The organism is Chryseobacterium piperi (genome assembly GCF_002285635.2).
GTDB classification, from domain to species: Bacteria; Bacteroidota; Bacteroidia; order Flavobacteriales; family Weeksellaceae; genus Chryseobacterium; species Chryseobacterium piperi.
In genome coordinates, this window is sequence record NZ_CP023049.2 from 3,215,190 (window position 1) to 3,231,899 (window position 16,710).

Here is a 16,710-nt window from a genome sequence, read left to right on the forward strand (position 1 = left end):
TTTGCGACTTCGCAAATCAGCGATTCTACATTTTGGTAATTTTACAGTTCTACTTTCTGTTTTTTTGTTTGTTCATGATTTCCTGAATTTTCTTCTCTTTCCAGTTTTCTCCTATTCCAAAAACCCGGAATGCATGGGAAATTATTCCTATCCCCCAACCCAGCATTGGAAAATAAAACCAAAGGCTTTTGGGCGATGTGATAAGGTTGATGATAATCAAAAACGGGATAATAACGCAATATGAAATCAGATTAGAATAAAAGCTTTTTAGTTCTTTTACCCGTTTTCTGGCTCTTTCATAATACTCATCTTCATCTTCCGGTTTAACACTGAAAATATTATGCTTACCTGATAGAACCGGAAGCTTTACTTTAAAATAATCTTCTGATTTTTCTATAAAAACATTTCTTTTTGTAAGCAAGGAATAACGTTGAACAATATTGGCCAATCCAATCCCTGCACTTTCTTTCATCTGCTCTCTAACCTGTAGATTATTTTCAATACATAACGTATTATTTTCAGAAAAAATTCGGATCATTAGGGGTTTCGAAAATGTAGCAAAATTATGCTTAATACAGTTTTCTAAAAGAAGCTGCAAAGAAAGCGGGACCACATATCTTTTATAATCTTCAGTCTGAACATCAAAAATAAAATCTACACTGTCTTCAAATCTCGTTTTCAGGAGTTCACAATACGTCTTTGCAAATTCTATTTCATCTTCCACAGTAACCAGCTCTTTATCTTTTTGTTCTAAAACATACCTGTAAATCTTTGACATTGAAGCAGTAAACTTCTGAGCCTGCTTTGGATTTTCATCAATTAATGAGCTTAAAACATTCAGAGAATTGAAAAGAAAGTGCGGATCAAGTTGATTTTTAAGGCTCTCAAACTGAGCGTTCGCAGATTTCGCTATAAGTTTTTGTTCTACAACTTCTTTTTTGGATGTCTTTTTAAGCTCTTCCATAAATCCTTTAGCATGAAGAAATGCTGAGATCAGGAGAGCAACATTTATAGTAAACCAATTGATATAGTTATATTTTCCTGAGAAAAATTGTTCTGTAGTAGCTGCTCTCTGAATGAGAACAAAATTGATATAATTACAAAAATAAACCAATATAAAGTTTAAAATTATAATGGATATAATGCTTAAAACAGCTCTTTTATTCGTTGCTTCTGACCATGGAACTTGTTTGTTAAGAAAATTATTAAGCAATCCATTTCCTCCACCCAATATAACAGAATAAACGAAAGAAATAAGTATGGTATATAGGAAGTTCTCCATATTCTTTTCTGATGTAAAGGCAAAAAAGAAAAGCATAGAGACGGCAAGAGATACCCAAACTAATGTTATAAAGTTCTTACGTTTCATAATCGGTTTTCTTGGTTCAAAATTAGCTTATATTAAATGTATCCAAAACTATTTTTTACCGAGAGGTTACATTTTGGATCCGAATCGTAAAATAAAAGTCTTCCGGATGGGGGAGACTTTTATTGGATTTCATTAATTTTCACTTTTATTTGGTTTCCTGTTTGGTTTCCTGGCTTATGAAATATTCCGCTTCCTCTCTGCCCCAGTTCGGATCTAATGGAGACTTCGGTGTATAAGCATTAAATTGCGCCAATGCTTTTTTAAACAATTCCATCCCTTTTGTTTTACTTCCTCCAAATTGCTCCGGAGTGAAATAAACATCTTCAGCTTTGATCAAAGCAACTCTTGGATTTGCAGGATCTAATTTTTCAGCAATACTCATTTCTTCTGCTGCCTTGATTCCATCAGTCATATATCTTTGCTGTGGGTTGACCATCATCCTTAGAGAAGAAGCCATTTTTCTTAGCAAATGAATCTCTGCATTATCACCTCCCGCAAGATTTTGAGCTGTTGCAAGGTATTTTTCTGCCTGTGCTGCTACAGCATCAAGATCTTGTGTTTGCCCATCTCTCATCATCACTCTTCCTTTTTGAATGTAAGAAAAAGCAGCATAGTAACTTGGAAGCCATTTTCCACTTTCTTTACTTCCTATTCTTTCGAAATCATTAGCTAAGGCCTGAAAATCATCTCCGGTCTTACAGCTTGCGATTTTTGCGATTTTCTCGGTCATGATTTTTTCGTAAGCAGACTGAGCAAAAGCAGTTAAGCTCATAAAAGCTAAAGCAAAACTTAATACGTATTTTTTCATAATTTTTTTATTTTTTTGGTTAGTTATTTTTGTTTTGAAAGATATGTATTTAACTCTTTATTTGATTCAAGGCAAAGTTTTTTTATTCTCTGTGTTTATAAATTATTATTAATAGCATCCTGGGTTTTATCCACCCCAAAGCTGATAAATGCACCTACAAAAACGAATGTATTAACCGGGGGAACCACAGCAGAACTTCTTGCTCCATTCTGTGAGAAATTGTATCCGTATATATTTTTTGTTCCTAAAACGTTTGAAACACTTAACACAAATACCATAAACGCTTTGGCATCTTTTTTACCAAGATTCGGAAGGTAATTAAAACTTAAATTAAGTGCATTATAATCTTTTAACCGCCCTTCATTTCTGGTATAATTTACCATTTCACCACTCACATCTTTAGTAGCGATATCATAATAAGGGCGGCCTTTTGCATACGTGTATGATAGATTTACCCCCAGTTTCCATTCCGGAATAAATCGTTTGGCAACCGCTGAAAGAGTATGCTCTGAAGCAAAATTGGGTTTCAAACTGACTGGATAGTTCATAAAATCCCTTTTCGAATCTAAAAATGAATAACTGATCCAGTAATCGATATTTTCAAAGGTCTTCTTATCTCTCCAGAATAGCTCCAATCCTTTCGCATATCCATATCCGTTATTATTAACTGCAGATTGTACCGGTTGGTTCTGACCGCTTACATTAGCAATATTCTTAACTTTTATCAGATCATCATATTTTTTATAAAATGCTTCAAGTCTCAAACTTCTGCCATCACTTGTTCTTTGAACCTGAAAAATATAATGTTGGGATTTCTGAAAGTCTAAATCAGCAGGACCGTTAATATATTTACTTTCCGGATTCTGATAAAAAAGTCCATAAGCAAAGGATGTCGTCCAGTCTTTAGCCAATCGGTAAGCTAATGCTAATCGGGGAGCAATATTGCTTTTATTGAGAAAAGATGAATTTTCTGCTCTTACCCCTATTTTAGCAGAAAAATGATTGCTAAATCCTAAATCCGTTTCTGCAAACACAGACGAGATTAAATCTTTATAGCTTTTATTAACATTCTCAAAATTAAGTTTTTCTTCCGCATTATTTAATTCAATTCCTCCCCGCACCGCACTGATCTTATTAATTTTTCTTTCCAGAACCGCTTTAAAATTGATATAATTTCCATCAGTCAAAAGGCGTGTTTTATCCGACTCCTGATCATGAGTTTCTGTAGAAAAATTAAGATCTGATTTATTGTATGAATAAGATGCAGCAGTATTTAGAAGATATCTTCCGAATTTTTGCTTGAATGATAGATTATGATAGGTATTTTTCCCTTTTAACCGTACTAAGGCAAAATCATATCCCGGTTCCAGACTTTCTGATTTAACTCCCATTTTGTTGGTATCAAACATTCCGTAGTATTTGAAAAACACTCCGGATTTTGTTTTGATTCTGAAGTTTGCATCTCCGTTAAGCCCTTGGGGGGCATCTATAAAATCGGTATTAAAATCAAATACATTTTGCATCAGACTTAAAAGAGAATATCCTAAAGTAGCTCCATAAGAATGATTTTTATCTTCACTTAGCTTTTGAAAACCTCCGCTTAAAAAAATTGGAGAAATTCCCAAATCATAAGAGCTCTGATCCGGTAAATCTACACTTTCCAACATTAATGCTCCAGAAAGTGCCTGCCCATACAAAGCTGAATAACCACCACTTGAAAATACATTTCCTTTAAAAAGAGAAGTATTAAAACGGTCCCTTCCTGCAATTCCCGGAACAGAATTGGAAAAATAATTATTGATCAAGCTTCCGTCCATGAAAATCTTGAATTCAGTTCCAGTACCTCCTCTGATAAACAACCCTTCCGTCTCCCCTACTTTCTGTACTCCCGGAAGATAATTCAAGGCAGAAGAAATCTGTCCGTCCGCCCCTGCTGTTGTATAAATATCAATAGGCGTCAGGAGAGCTGTCGCTCGCTTTTTATCACTCGCTTCTATAGAGCCGGCAGAAATGACCACGGCATCAATTTCATTGATTTGCTCTTTTAATTCTGCATTGACGCTTATATCCTGGTTTTCAATGAGAATCTGCTTTTCAACATCATTATATTTAGGATGGGTAAATGTGAGCACATGGTTTCCTTTTTCTGATGTTTCAAAGGAAAAATTTCCATTAGCATCCGTGGTTGCTCCGTCATAAGTATCTTTTAGTGTGACATTGATTTCACTCACGCCCTTATTCCGGTAAGTTACTTTCCCCGTAATTTTTACCTGAGCGAAGATTGTTGCAAATGATAGTAAAGCAATAAGAAATAATAGTTTCTGTATCTGCATTTTCATGGTAGTTAATTTTCGAATCAAAAATACTACTGAAATGCATGTGAATGAAAAAAATATTACTGAAAGGTATACTTTAAATGCTGAATCGCAAATTAATCGGTAGAAATACAAATAAATAAACAATTTTCTGTTTTAGATATTCTTTAAAATGTAGAACAACACATCTCAAAAAGGAATGATTTTTGCATCAAGTCTCTTTAATAATGGATTTCTCAAAACAAATCCGAATCATCAAGCGTTTTAAAAAATTATGTCTAAATTTATGTAATCATAAAAAATCACTTAAAATCATTTCAAAATGAACGTACAAAAATTAGTATTATTAACAGGATTTGCGTTATTTGCTGTTTCTTGCGGAACAGCAAAAACGTATATGGTGAACGCTAAAAGCGGAACTCAGACAGGTGGGACTGCAAAGTTCACGCAAAAAGGAGACGAAGTTATCATGAAACTTGATGTAACCAATCTAACTCCGGGTATCCACGCTGTACATATCCACGAAAAAGGAGATTGCTCTGCTGCTGACGGAACTTCTACAGGAGGACACTGGAATCCGGCTAAAGATGATCACGGAAAATGGGGAGCTGAACATTTCCACATGGGAGATATCGGTAACTTAGTAGCAGATCAGACAGGAACAGCAACACTAACTTTCAAAACAACCAAGTGGTGTCTTGGATGTGCAGATGAGTCTAAAAACATTATCGGAAAAGGGCTTATCGTACATGCAGATAAAGATGATTTCCATACCCAGCCAACAGGAAATGCGGGTGGAAGAGTAGGATGTGTAGAAATTAAATAAACGATCAAATCTTACAATAAAAAAAGACTGCTTAATGAATAAGCAGTCTTTTTTTGTTCTTGTTTTATTTATCAGAAAAAGTGTCTTTCGGCATATCCAGCGTTCTTATCGGATAAGGAATATTGACATTATTTTCCCTGAACTTTTTCAAAACAGCCTTCCTTATTCCACTTCGGATAGAAGGTTGTTTAAAAAGATTTTTAGAGTTATAATACATTTTCATATCCAGAGAACTATCCCCGAAATTTTCCAGCCTTACCACCGGTGGAGGATCATTCAGCACTTCTTCGTGTTCCAAAGCTGCTTCTTTCATAAGTTTTTCAACCAAATCAAGATCGGAATCATAATGCACTCCGACATTAATATCAAAAGATACGATTTCGTCATTATGGGAAAAATTAACCAGCTTATCTTTTGTCAGAATTGAGTTAGGAAAAATAATATTCTTATTATCTCTTGTAAGCACAGTAGTCGTTCTCATTTTAATTTCCTGTACCTTTCCAATGGTTCCATCAACATCAATGATATCTCCAGCCTGTATGGTTCTGTCAAATAAGATAATAACCCCGGAAATAAAGTCTAAGAATAAGTTTTGAAGACCTAATCCAATACCCACCAGTATTGCTCCGGAACCTACCAGTAAAGGAGAGATATTGACACCCAGCATTTTCATTGCCAAAAAGAAAATTACGATGACAATAAGATAATGGAGTATTTGTGCAAAGGCAAACTTCTTTCCAAAATCCAGTTTCTCTGATTTGTAAATAAACCGCCTCGCAAATTTTGAAATAAAAAATCCCAGAATTATAATAATTAAGGCTCCCAGAACCTCATAGACCGTCAAATTGTATTTCCCCAAAGAGAAGATCTGGTACTCCAGAATCTCTTTGAAGGTCACGCTTACATTTTCTTTAATGTTTTTAACTTCATCATTCATTGTGGTGTTTTTTGTGTGTTTTATAAAAAAATATCCGGACAAAAAAGCCGGGTATTGTAAGTTATGATTTTACATTCATGTCTGCAATGATATTCATGGCTTCCTGAAGATAGGTATCTTTTTTAAGATTTTTGATCCACATTTCAGATTTCTTCTTAAATGCTTCATCCTTTTTCTCTCTTTCAACTTCACTTGGATACATCGTGAACTGAAGCCCGTTTACAAACTTAGTCAATGCTTTAAACTTTTCAATCTGAGCTTTTCGCTGTTTCATTACTTCATTAAATTTAGTAATATTTAAAGTAATGGTTTCTTCTTTATCCAGCTTCTCTCTCCATTGAGCAGATTCCAATAACAATTGGTAGTTTGCATTTTTAGCCATCCTATCAGCACTTGCTTTCTCCAGTGCTTGGATATTGAAATAATTTAATTTCTGGAACTGTGTTCCCGGAATCTTGTCCCAAGCTAATGCAAAGTCATCATATCGCTCTCCTATCTCAGCATAGGTAAAGAAATCCTTCATCTGGATATCGGAAACAATTCCTTTTCTCTGTGTAGATTCTCCGGTAATTCTGTAAAACTTCTGAATCGTAAGCTTTAATGATCCGAAATCATCTTCTGTATTTAAAAACCTGTTCAGATCTACAAAAGTCTGTACCGTCCCTTTTCCAAAAGACTGAGGAGAACCGATGATCATAGCTCTACCATAATCCTGCATTACTCCTGCTAAAATTTCTGATGCAGAGGCTGAAAGCTCATTTTGCATAATAACCAATGGCCCCGTCCAGATCGGCGTTTCATTCTTATTTTTTAAAGTCTGGATTTTACCGTTACCGTCTTTAACCTGAACGTATGGCCCTGCATTCATAAACAGTCCCATAATATCTCCAACTTCCGTTAATGAACCCCCACCATTATTTCTAAGGTCTAGAACAATTCCTTCTATATTCTGCGCCTTAAGCTTTATAATTTCGTTTTTAATATCATCTGAAGCATTTCTTCCTTTAGAATCTTCGAAATCAGCATTAAAGCTCGGTAAATTAATGAATCCATATTTCTTTCCGTTAGGAGAATTCACTACGATACTTCTTGCAAAAGTATCCTCAATAGCTACTTCTTCACGGATCATGGTAACTTCTTTAATACTTCCGTCTTTTTTCTGAACCGTTAGCGTTACCGGAGTTCCTTTTTGTCCTCTGATTAATCTTACGGCTTCATCAGAAAGCATTCCAACAACATTTACGGCATCATCTTTTGGCTTAGACTTTACTTTAAGAATTTTATCCCCTTCCGAAAGTTGCTTAGACTTCCACGCCGGAGCACCAATCGTTAAAGCGCCTAAATACAGATTTCCTTTTTTCTCCTGGATAATAGCCCCGATACCTATGACCTTTCCGGCAAACTGAGTATCAAAGTCTTCTTTATCTTTTGGAGAATAATAGTTGGTATGTGGGTCAAAAACCTCAGTATATGCATTCATATACACTGTAAACCAATCCATTTTCTTTCTTTTCTTAAACCTTGTAAAAGTTTCTTTAACCAAGTCTTTTACTTCGTCGGTAGCTTTTAGCCTTTTTTGTTCTGGTGTAAGAATTTTAAGCTTAATAGTATCCTTTAAATTATATTTTTGTACCGAGTCTTTTTTCTCTTTTTGAGCCTCTTCCTTACTATTCATAGACTCGATTTCCTGAAGGATATTGTATTTGATAAACTTTTTCCACTCATTGTACTGTTCTTGTTTATTCGCAGGAACTTTTTTGAGTTTTGGCTCCAGAGTAAGCGTTTCATCTTCTTCTAAGCTGATCGGTTTACTAAAGATGTCCTGAGTAATCTGATCAATTTCATCTACTCGTTGGTATAATCTATCAATGGTAAGTTTATAGAAAGTTAGATCTCCCAGGTTCAGATAATCATCCAGCTTTGTTTCATGTTTGCTGAATTCATCCATATCCGACTGAAGGAAGTATCTTTTTGCAGGATCTACCAATTCAAAATAATGCTTGTAAACATCTTTAGAGTAAGCATCGTTTATGGGTTTCGGGCTATAATGCAAATAAGAAAGTGTATTCTTTACGCTCACCATGATTGTCTGCATCTTTTCATCGTCATTCTTAGGCGAGTTGAAACAAAACATTAGACTTGTCAATGGAATTAGGAGTAAAAATTTATTGAGTTTAAAATTTTTCCACATAAATCTGTAATGTATTTTATTATATTTTTTTTAATGTATCTTAAATTAGTAGTACTATTTAAATTACTGTTACAAACTATCAAATTTAATACCTTATTTACAAATATCGGATAGTTTTGAGTATTTTTGTTAAAATTAAAATAATTTTATGGAAAGACCACTTATTCTGGTTACTAATGATGATGGAATTACAGCACCTGGTATCAGAAATCTTGTCAATTTTATGAACGAAATCGGAGAAGTAATTGTAGTAGCTCCCAACTCCCCTCAAAGTGGAAAAGGGCATGCGATTACAATCAATTCTACCTTAAGTTACGAAGAAGTAAACCTGGAAGGTCCACAAACGGATTTTTCTTGTAGTGGAACACCTGTAGACTGTGTAAAAATGGCTCTTGACAAAATTCTGACAAGACGACCTGATATCGTAGTTTCAGGAATTAACCACGGAGCTAACTCATCCATTAATGTAATCTATTCAGGAACCATGTCCGCTGCCGTAGAAGCAGGAGTGGAAGGAATTCCAGCTATTGGATTTTCATTGCTTGACTTCAGCTGGGAAGCAGATTTTACTCAGGCAAAAGAATATATCCAAAATATCGTTAGAAGAACCCTGGAAAATCCAATGCCTAAAGGAATTGTCCTTAACGTCAATATTCCAAAACTTCCTGCAGAAGAAATAAAAGGAATTAAAGTTTGTAAGCAGGCTCAGGCAAAATGGGAAGAAAGTTTTGATGAAAGGGTAAATCCGCATGGAAAGAAATATTACTGGCTAACAGGTTATTTCAATAATATGGATGAATCTGAAGATGCTGATGAAACCGCATTAGCTAACGGATACATCTCTATTGTTCCTGTTAAGTTTGATATGACCGCGTATGAATATATGAAAACATTAGAAGAAGTAATGAATTTTGAGTAATGTATCAGAAATTAGACAACCCTGTTTATCATTCACTTAATGAGTTTCATAAAAAGTTTTGCTTAAACTTTGGAAGCTCTAAATTTTATGACCCTGCAGTTGCCGCTTTTGGAGGAGCATCAGACATTGGACAAGAAAAAGATATCACAGATTATGCTAAGATCTGTGATGATTTTCTCATCTTCGGGGAAAAACCTGATTGGACCAAGGCAGAACTATCCCGCCTGGTTTGTGATCAGTATGTTCTTCAAAATAGAATAGAGCTCGATCTTACAGAAGATATTGTTCTTTTAAAAGAAGAAAACTATCCGGAACTTATTGATTTTATCAAAAAATTCTATCCGTACTACTTCAAAAACAGAACACCTGAACTAGGCCGTTATTTTGGAATTTTCAAAGACCATAAACTGGTTGCCGTAACAGGTGAAAGAATGCAAATGGATAATATGACCGAAGTTAGTGCCGTCATCACAGATATCGATTATCTTGGAAAGGGATACGCAAAGCAACTTGTTGCTTTTGTATCCGGAAAAATCTTTGATGATAATAAAACGCCTTTCCTCCATGTTGCAGAAACAAATACCGGAGCTAAAAAGCTCTACGAAAAGTTAGGTTTTGATCACAGAGGAACCATCAATTTATGGGGTGTAAAACAATAGTTTTCACCCCCTTTTTTATTTTTATTGATTTGAGATTTTAAGATTGACAAGCCAAATCAAAAAAGCACTTTATCTTCTTTTCTCAGTTCTTCAAGGTATTCTTTTTTTCCATCCCTGTAGAATAGATTCATTGTTTCAAAAGGAATCAGTTTCAAATCTTTATTCACAATATGAACGCATGATTTCTTGACTGCTCTCACATCAAAATCATGAGCATCCATAAAGTTCATAATGATAATTCTAAAGAGATTGTCATAATCCAGATTCGGAGCAGAAACTTCAGGAAGACAGCAGAGTAGCTGATTCACTTTAGGCTTAACTTTATCCACGGAAATTCCTGTACTGAAGATATCCAATAACTGCATTTGAAGTCCTGCATCCTGCTCATATACAATTGTATTCCTGGATTCGTTATTTAGGAGATCTGCAGGATTAATGTATCGGGTTAAAGGGATAATTTCACCTTCAAGTTTCAATATATATCCCATAGCTAAAGCATCCGGATTACATGGAACCGGAATAATATCATCAGAATTTAACGCCGGATACTGATTGAGAATTTCTTGCCTTACCTCTGTAAGCGTTATTTTCTCTTGTGCTGAATCGTCACGGTTTCTTCCTGCAATTTCAACAGGTTGAAAAGTAATACCCCTCACACATTTCTGTTTTAAAGCAAATTCAATGATTTTTCCGATCTCATCAATATTCTTATCCTTCTGTAGGACAATAACTAAAGTCGTGGAAAGATTAAGCTCATTGAGCTTCTGTAATGCTTTCATTCGGATATCCGTAAGATCCTTTCCTCTGAAATCTTTTAAAACTTCAGGTTTAAAGGAATCAAATTGAAGATAAATCTCAAATTCCGGGGCATAGGTCGCCAATTTTTCAGCAAAACCAGGATCATTTGCTATTCTTACACCATTCGTATTAAGCATCAGATGCTTGATCGGTTTCGATTTCGCAATATCCATAATTTTAAAGAACTCCGGATGTATCGTAGGTTCTCCCCCACTGATTTGAACAACGTCCGGCTCTCCTTCATTTTTTACGATGACGTCAAACATAGCCTCAATTTCTTCAAGGCTTCTGTGGCTTCCATAATGAGGAGAAGACATAGCGTAACAAGTCGGACAGGTAAGATTACAGCGATCCGTCACTTCAACAATAGAAAGACAGCTATGCTGCTCATGATCTACGCAAAGCCCACAGTCATAGGGACAGCCATATTCTACGTCTGTTCCAAAATGTAGAGGCATTTCCGAAGCCTTATTATAATTTCTTATGTTTTTGTAATAATGAACATCAGATGCAATCTTAGTTTTAAAAAAACCATGATCCGGGCATCTTTTTGTCATAAAAACAGCTTCCTCTTCAATAATAATCTTAGCTCCTACTCTCTTCAAGCATTCAGGACAAAGACTAATGGTATAGTCGTAATAAGTATAATTTCTTACAGGCATAATTTCAGTTTAAAATCCTCCTCCACAAATATATCCGCTTATTAAACCACACATCAGCAAACTGATAATCATGGTTTGTATAAATTGTTTTTTTGAAAATTTCCTTCCATCTTTTAACTCGTAAATGAATTTGACAAATACGGTAATGATTAAAGAAATAAATAATGCTCCAAAAATAATGATCGCAATGATCATAGCTACTAGTCCTACAAAATTGCCGCCTTCTAAAAGAGTTAAAGGTTTCATTTTCAAATATTTTTAATATGAGTTTAAAGGTTGGGTGCTTTTTATTTTATAAATGTAGTAAATAATTACACATATACACAGCAATTGAATCGTTCCCAGATTTCCTACAATTTCTACCCGTGGCTTTATAAAATCAAGAAAGAATCTAAAGGTAAAATAACTGAGCATAAAAAGCTGAAATATAAAACCGGACGGATATATTCGTTTATTCTGTATCTTCTTTAAAACAAACCATAATCCTATTAAAAATACAATTTCATACAATGCAACCGGATGTCTCAAATAGGAGTCCCCCAGATGCATTCCAAAAACAGAATCTGTAGGCAACCCATATGTTTCTTCGTAAATTCCCGTAAGAAAACAGCCTATTCGCCCGATAATAATTGCCAGTATCAAAGGATAAACAATCAAATCTCCTGTACTTTCCTTATGGTTGACTATCTTTTTTGCTAACTCTACTCCCATCAGGCCAAAAGCTAACCCGCCTACAATCGTATTATTAGACCAGATTTTCCGGATAGATACGCCTTCAAAAAAAGTATATGGATTTTCAAGATTTCCAATCAGCTTTGACCCAAACAACGCTCCTGCTGTAGCTCCTATAAGTACTGCTGCGGAAGTATTAAAGGAAAGCTTTTCCGGAGCTTTTCTTTTTAAATAAAAATAATACCGCATTCCCATAAACATCCCGATCGCTTCAAAAAGCGGATGTGCAAGAACGGTTTTACCAAAGATTTGAAAAGTAACGGGAAAATCCATGCCTTCAAAAATACTATATTTAATAATATTTGCTAATTTTATTCTTCTAAATAATTACAAAATGCGTATTGAATATGATATCAAATTGGGATTCAAGGATGTAATGTTCCGCCCAAAAAGATCAACCTTAAAATCCCGGTCTGAAGTTGATTTGGAAAGAGAGTTTACCTTTCGTCATACCAAAAAGAAATGGAAAGGAACTCCTATTATTGCTGCTAATATGGATACAGTGGGTACTTTCGAAATGGCAGTAGAGCTGGCAAAAGATAAAATTATCACGGCTGTTCATAAACATTATTCCATTGATGAATGGAGTCAGTTCTTACAAAGTCAGCCTGAAAGCATCTATCAATATATTGCTTTAAGTACAGGAACCGGCAAAGCTGATGAAGAAAAATTGAGACAAATCCTCGAAAAACACCCAAAAATAGAGTTTCTCTGTATAGATGTAGCTAATGGATATTCCGAGCATTTTGTTGGTTTTGTGAAGCAGGCAAGGGCTAATTTTCCAGATAAAATTATTATCGCTGGAAATGTAGTGACAGGAGAAATGGTGGAAGAGCTTCTTTTAGTAGGTGCAGATATTATAAAAGTAGGGATTGGTCCTGGTTCTGTATGTACAACCCGTGTCAAAACAGGAGTAGGTTATCCTCAGTTGTCTGCTATTATTGAATGCTCTGATGCTGCTCATGGCCTTGGCGGGCATATTATCGCAGATGGGGGCTGTAAGGTTCCGGGAGATGTAGCTAAAGCTTTTGGTGGGGGAGCCGATTTCGTAATGTTAGGTGGAATGTTCGCCGGACATGATGAAAGTGGCGGTGAGATGATTGAAGAAAACGGAAAGAAATACCGTCTTTTCTACGGAATGAGTTCTAAAACAGCAATGGATAAGCATTCCGGTGGAGTTGCAGAGTACAGAGCCTCAGAAGGCAAGACGGTAAAAGTAGGATACAAAGGTCCGGTTTCAGAAACAGTAAAAGATATATTGGGCGGTGTAAGATCTACATGTACTTATGTAGGTGCTTCCAAACTCAAAGAGCTTTCTAAAAGAACAACTTTTATAAGGGTTCAGGAGCAGGAGAATCAAATTTTTAAAGATTAAAATACATAATAAAGAGGCTGTCCGAAAAGTCGGACAGCCTCTTGTATGTTTATGTTAACATTCCTCCGTCTACATGCAACGTTTGTCCTGTAATATATGTCGATAATTCGCTTGCCAGGAATACGCAGGCATTAGCTACATCCTGAGGTTGTCCTCCTCTTTTCATCGGAATTCCATCTCTCCATGCTTTGAGTGTCTTTTCATCTAAAGAAGCAGTCATTTCTGTTTCAATAAATCCTGGAGCAATAGCATTACAACGGATATTTCTTGACCCTAATTCCAGAGCGATAGATTTTGTAAATCCTATAACTCCTGCTTTAGAAGCAGCATAGTTAGATTGACCTCCATTTCCTTTTACTCCAACTACTGAAGTCATATTGATGATAGAACCTGCTTTTGCCTTCATCATTGGCTTAATAACCGCTTTTGTAAGGTTGAATACAGAATCTAAATTTACTCTCATGATAGTATCCCAATCATCTTTAGACATTCTCAATAAAAGGTTGTCTCTTGTAATTCCCGCATTGTTAATTAAAATATCGATATTCCCAAACTCGGCCATTACATCATCAACCAATTTTTGAGCTGCATCATAATCTGATGCATCAGATTGGTACCCTTTAATCTGAGTTAAAGAACTTAAAGTCGCTTCTAATTCTTTTGCTTTGTCTACAGAACCTGCATAGGTAAATGCTATTTTTGCTCCCTGCTGAGCAAAAACTTCTGCAATTCCTTTTCCGATTCCTCTTGTAGCTCCGGTAATTAACGCTACCTTTCCTTCTAATAGTTTCATATCTATGACAATTATTTTTCTTTTTCTATAAACTAACCAATTGATTGACGGCTAATTTACTATATTTCAATTTGACAAAATAAATAGTTCGCAAAGATATTATAATTTGTTATTCAAAGCATTCTTAATCTATAAAATCGACTACAATTTTGTCTGTTATTTATCATGTAGAGATCTTATTCCAATATTGTTTTATCATCAGAATAGGTAAAATATACATATTCTGCGATTTTATCCTTGATAAGTTTCAACCCTTTTCTATCTGAAGAATAGCTATCATAGGCCACTTCTTTTAGGGGTTCATTCTTAAAATTACTAACCCCGAATTTATTTTCTTTTTGCACCACAATTTCATTGGCAGAAAGAAAAGTAACCATGTCGTCATAGATACCAGGAATAAGCTCATTACCTTCCTCATCCATCATTCCATATTTATTTTCCGTGTTCTTATAGATTAATCCCGGTAAAAGTACCCCTTGTTTTATAGAAGCAATATTTTCCAATTCTGTATAGGTCTTATTTTTTGGTGAAAATCTATAAAATGTATTTTCTTTTTTAAGGATGACATTGTTAGGGAAAATTCTCTGTACTTCATATCCTGCCTCCAAAACATTTTCCAAATTTTTATCCAAAAGTATTCTATCCTTATTCTTTTTAAGATAAATATAGTTTTCTCCTGAAATTTTTACAGCATCTACATCATCGTATTCCTGAGGCAACACAGTTTCTCCATTCATTCTGATAACCGCAATTTTAGGGTTTTTGTTGTCCGGTACTGTTCTGAATAGTCCGCTGAATAAATGATTTACGTACGCAAATTGAGTAGGATATATCTTTCTTTCCTTTTTTGAAAAGATATTTATCTTATTATCTTTTTCCAGATAAATGTATTCCGTTCCTACAAAGACCTGGTCATATATTTCATCCACGAGAACCGTTTCATTTTCATCGATGATTCCAAACTTTCTTTTAGGAGTATTTTTAGTAACCATTAAAGGATAAGAGATAATTCCGTCAATCTCATGGCTAGAAATAGAAGTAATGGTTATTCCGTTGTTGTCTACCACTTCTCCTTTTTTAGGTCCTGTGTTTAGGTAGGCTCTTCCTTTATAAAAATGAAGATTGTCTTTGAATTCCCTATCGGAAATCTTCTGGCCGTCAAAATCGTAAATAAACCAGCTTCCACCCGTTTTTACAAAGAATCTTTTATCACTGGCAAAATCTATTTTATCTGAAAAAGGAATGATCTGCTGCCCGTTATAATCAAATACTCCATCTTTTCCGCCTTTGGAATAGATCATCCGTTCTTTATTTTCCCAGGTCCTGAACTTAAAGTTATCGAGCGGTATTAATTGCTTTCCACCTTCGTCAATTAAAGCTGTTTTTCCATTGGAATCACCATCTTTAACCTTTAGAATAAATCTATTTTTTGTTAATCGGGAGATCTCACTTTTAAATGGATAGGTAAAGGTAATAGTACCCAAAGAGTCTACAATACTGGTTGTTGCTGTTTCAGAAATGATTCCGTATCCTTTTGAGTAAAAACGCACTTCTTTACCCAATTGTTTTGATAATAAGATCTGTTTATACTGATCAGTCTTTTGTGCAATACAGACTGATGAAAGTAATATAAAAATTAACTTTTTCAATTAAATAGAATTATTCACAATGAGAACAATTTCCCCTTTTAAAGTTTTACTTTTAGAAAATTCGATTAATTCGTTGATTGTTCCTCTTTTGGTTTCCTCAAACTTTTTAGAAATTTCGCGGCTTAAACTTACTTTCGTATGCTCTCCGAAAAACTCTTTAATCTGTTCCAGTGTTGTGTTTATTTTATGTGGACTCTCGTATAAAACGATGGTCTTTTTCTCTTCTGCAAGCTGCTTCAGCTTTGTTTGCCTCCCTTTTTTCTGAGGAAGAAAACCCGCAAACAGAAATTCATTATTAGGAAGCCCGGAAACAACCAGGGCAGGTACAAAAGCTGTCGCACCTGGAAGGCAGATCATCTCAATATTATGATCAGCTCCTGCTTTTCCCAACAGGTACCCCGGATCTGAAATACCAGGTGTTCCTGCATCCGTAATAATTGCTACATTCTGACCGCTTTTAAGGTCAGAAATCACTTTTTCCGTTGCCTGATGTTCATTATGTAAATGATACGATTTTAATGGGTTAGAAATCTCGAAATGCTTTAAAAGAATTCCGGAAGTTCTGGTATCTTCACATAAGATATAGTCAACTTCTTTCAGTACTTTAATGGCTCTGAAAGTCATGTCTTCCAAGTTCCCTACAGGGGTAGGAACAAAATATAGGATTCCGCTCAAAA

The 16,710-nt window shown here is 35.1% G+C and carries 15 protein-coding genes; 4 read left to right on the forward strand and 11 right to left on the reverse strand.

Annotated features, from left to right (window positions below; genetic code table 11):
* Positions 1-49 precede the first annotated feature (49 nt).
* The 3 genes from CJF12_RS14070 to CJF12_RS14080 all read right to left on the reverse strand — a co-directional run bounded on the left by CJF12_RS14070 (position 50) and on the right by CJF12_RS14080 (position 4,516).
* Positions 50-1,369, reverse strand: coding sequence for a 2TM domain-containing protein (locus CJF12_RS14070; protein ID WP_034684613.1), 1,320 nt, complete (start codon positions 1,367-1,369; stop codon positions 50-52).
* A 145-nt stretch (positions 1,370-1,514) separates the two neighbouring features.
* Complete coding sequence (locus CJF12_RS14075; RefSeq protein ID WP_034684610.1) at positions 1,515-2,177, reverse strand: hypothetical protein; 663 nt, start codon at positions 2,175-2,177, stop codon at positions 1,515-1,517.
* Between the two features lie 95 nt (positions 2,178-2,272).
* Entirely contained in the window at positions 2,273-4,516 is a 2,244-nt protein-coding gene (locus CJF12_RS14080; RefSeq protein ID WP_034684607.1) for a TonB-dependent receptor, read from the reverse strand.
* 298 nt (positions 4,517-4,814) lie between these two features.
* Here CJF12_RS14080 and CJF12_RS14085 point away from each other — a divergent pair, with 298 nt between their 5' ends.
* Complete coding sequence (locus CJF12_RS14085; protein ID WP_034684604.1) at positions 4,815-5,318, forward strand: superoxide dismutase family protein; 504 nt, start codon at positions 4,815-4,817, stop codon at positions 5,316-5,318.
* A gap of 64 nt (positions 5,319-5,382) precedes the next feature.
* Here CJF12_RS14085 and CJF12_RS14090 read toward each other — a convergent pair whose 3' ends face one another.
* Positions 5,383-6,255: a mechanosensitive ion channel family protein gene (locus tag CJF12_RS14090; protein ID WP_034684600.1), complete on the reverse strand. Its 873-nt coding sequence runs from the start codon at positions 6,253-6,255 to the stop codon at positions 5,383-5,385.
* A 61-nt stretch (positions 6,256-6,316) separates the two neighbouring features.
* The gene (locus CJF12_RS14095) at positions 6,317-8,446 is read right to left on the reverse strand and encodes a carboxy terminal-processing peptidase (protein WP_034684597.1); all 2,130 of its coding nucleotides are present in this window, start codon (positions 8,444-8,446) and stop codon (positions 6,317-6,319) included.
* Between the two features lie 148 nt (positions 8,447-8,594).
* Between CJF12_RS14095 and surE the strand changes: the two genes are divergently transcribed.
* Together surE and CJF12_RS14105 are read left to right on the forward strand one after the other, a co-directional pair.
* On the forward strand, positions 8,595-9,365 hold the full coding sequence (surE, locus tag CJF12_RS14100; protein WP_034684594.1) for a 5'/3'-nucleotidase SurE: 771 nt from the start codon (positions 8,595-8,597) through the stop codon (positions 9,363-9,365).
* A complete protein-coding gene (locus CJF12_RS14105; protein ID WP_034684591.1) occupies positions 9,365-10,024 on the forward strand; it encodes a GNAT family N-acetyltransferase in 660 nt (219 codons plus the stop codon). The genes surE and CJF12_RS14105 overlap by 1 nt, the downstream gene beginning before the upstream one ends.
* Positions 10,025-10,080: 56 nt before the next feature.
* On the opposite strand, the gene CJF12_RS14110 is transcribed toward CJF12_RS14105, so the two are convergent.
* The 3 genes from CJF12_RS14110 to CJF12_RS14120 are packed head-to-tail and all read right to left on the reverse strand — an operon-like array spanning position 10,081 to position 12,489.
* The gene (locus CJF12_RS14110) at positions 10,081-11,484 is read right to left on the reverse strand and encodes a radical SAM protein (RefSeq protein ID WP_034684588.1); all 1,404 of its coding nucleotides are present in this window, start codon (positions 11,482-11,484) and stop codon (positions 10,081-10,083) included.
* Between the two features lie 9 nt (positions 11,485-11,493).
* Positions 11,494-11,730, reverse strand: a complete 237-nt coding sequence (locus CJF12_RS14115; RefSeq protein ID WP_034684584.1) for a hypothetical protein — start codon at positions 11,728-11,730, stop codon at positions 11,494-11,496.
* A gap of 12 nt (positions 11,731-11,742) precedes the next feature.
* Positions 11,743-12,489, reverse strand: a complete 747-nt coding sequence (locus CJF12_RS14120; RefSeq protein ID WP_034684579.1) for a prolipoprotein diacylglyceryl transferase — start codon at positions 12,487-12,489, stop codon at positions 11,743-11,745.
* A 61-nt stretch (positions 12,490-12,550) separates the two neighbouring features.
* Here CJF12_RS14120 and CJF12_RS14125 point away from each other — a divergent pair, with 61 nt between their 5' ends.
* Positions 12,551-13,591 (forward strand): GMP reductase, encoded by a 1,041-nt coding sequence (locus CJF12_RS14125; RefSeq protein ID WP_034684719.1) that lies wholly within the window; start codon positions 12,551-12,553, stop codon positions 13,589-13,591.
* A 49-nt stretch (positions 13,592-13,640) separates the two neighbouring features.
* On the opposite strand, the gene fabG is transcribed toward CJF12_RS14125, so the two are convergent.
* From fabG to rsmI, 3 genes are all read right to left on the reverse strand, one after another.
* A complete protein-coding gene (fabG, locus tag CJF12_RS14130) occupies positions 13,641-14,384 on the reverse strand; it encodes a 3-oxoacyl-[acyl-carrier-protein] reductase (protein WP_034684574.1) in 744 nt (247 codons plus the stop codon).
* Positions 14,385-14,560: 176 nt separating this feature from the next.
* Positions 14,561-16,033: a WG repeat-containing protein gene (locus CJF12_RS14135; RefSeq protein ID WP_034684569.1), complete on the reverse strand. Its 1,473-nt coding sequence runs from the start codon at positions 16,031-16,033 to the stop codon at positions 14,561-14,563.
* The gene (rsmI, locus tag CJF12_RS14140; protein ID WP_034684565.1) at positions 16,034-16,708 is read right to left on the reverse strand and encodes a 16S rRNA (cytidine(1402)-2'-O)-methyltransferase; all 675 of its coding nucleotides are present in this window, start codon (positions 16,706-16,708) and stop codon (positions 16,034-16,036) included.
* Positions 16,709-16,710: the final 2 nt, after the last annotated feature.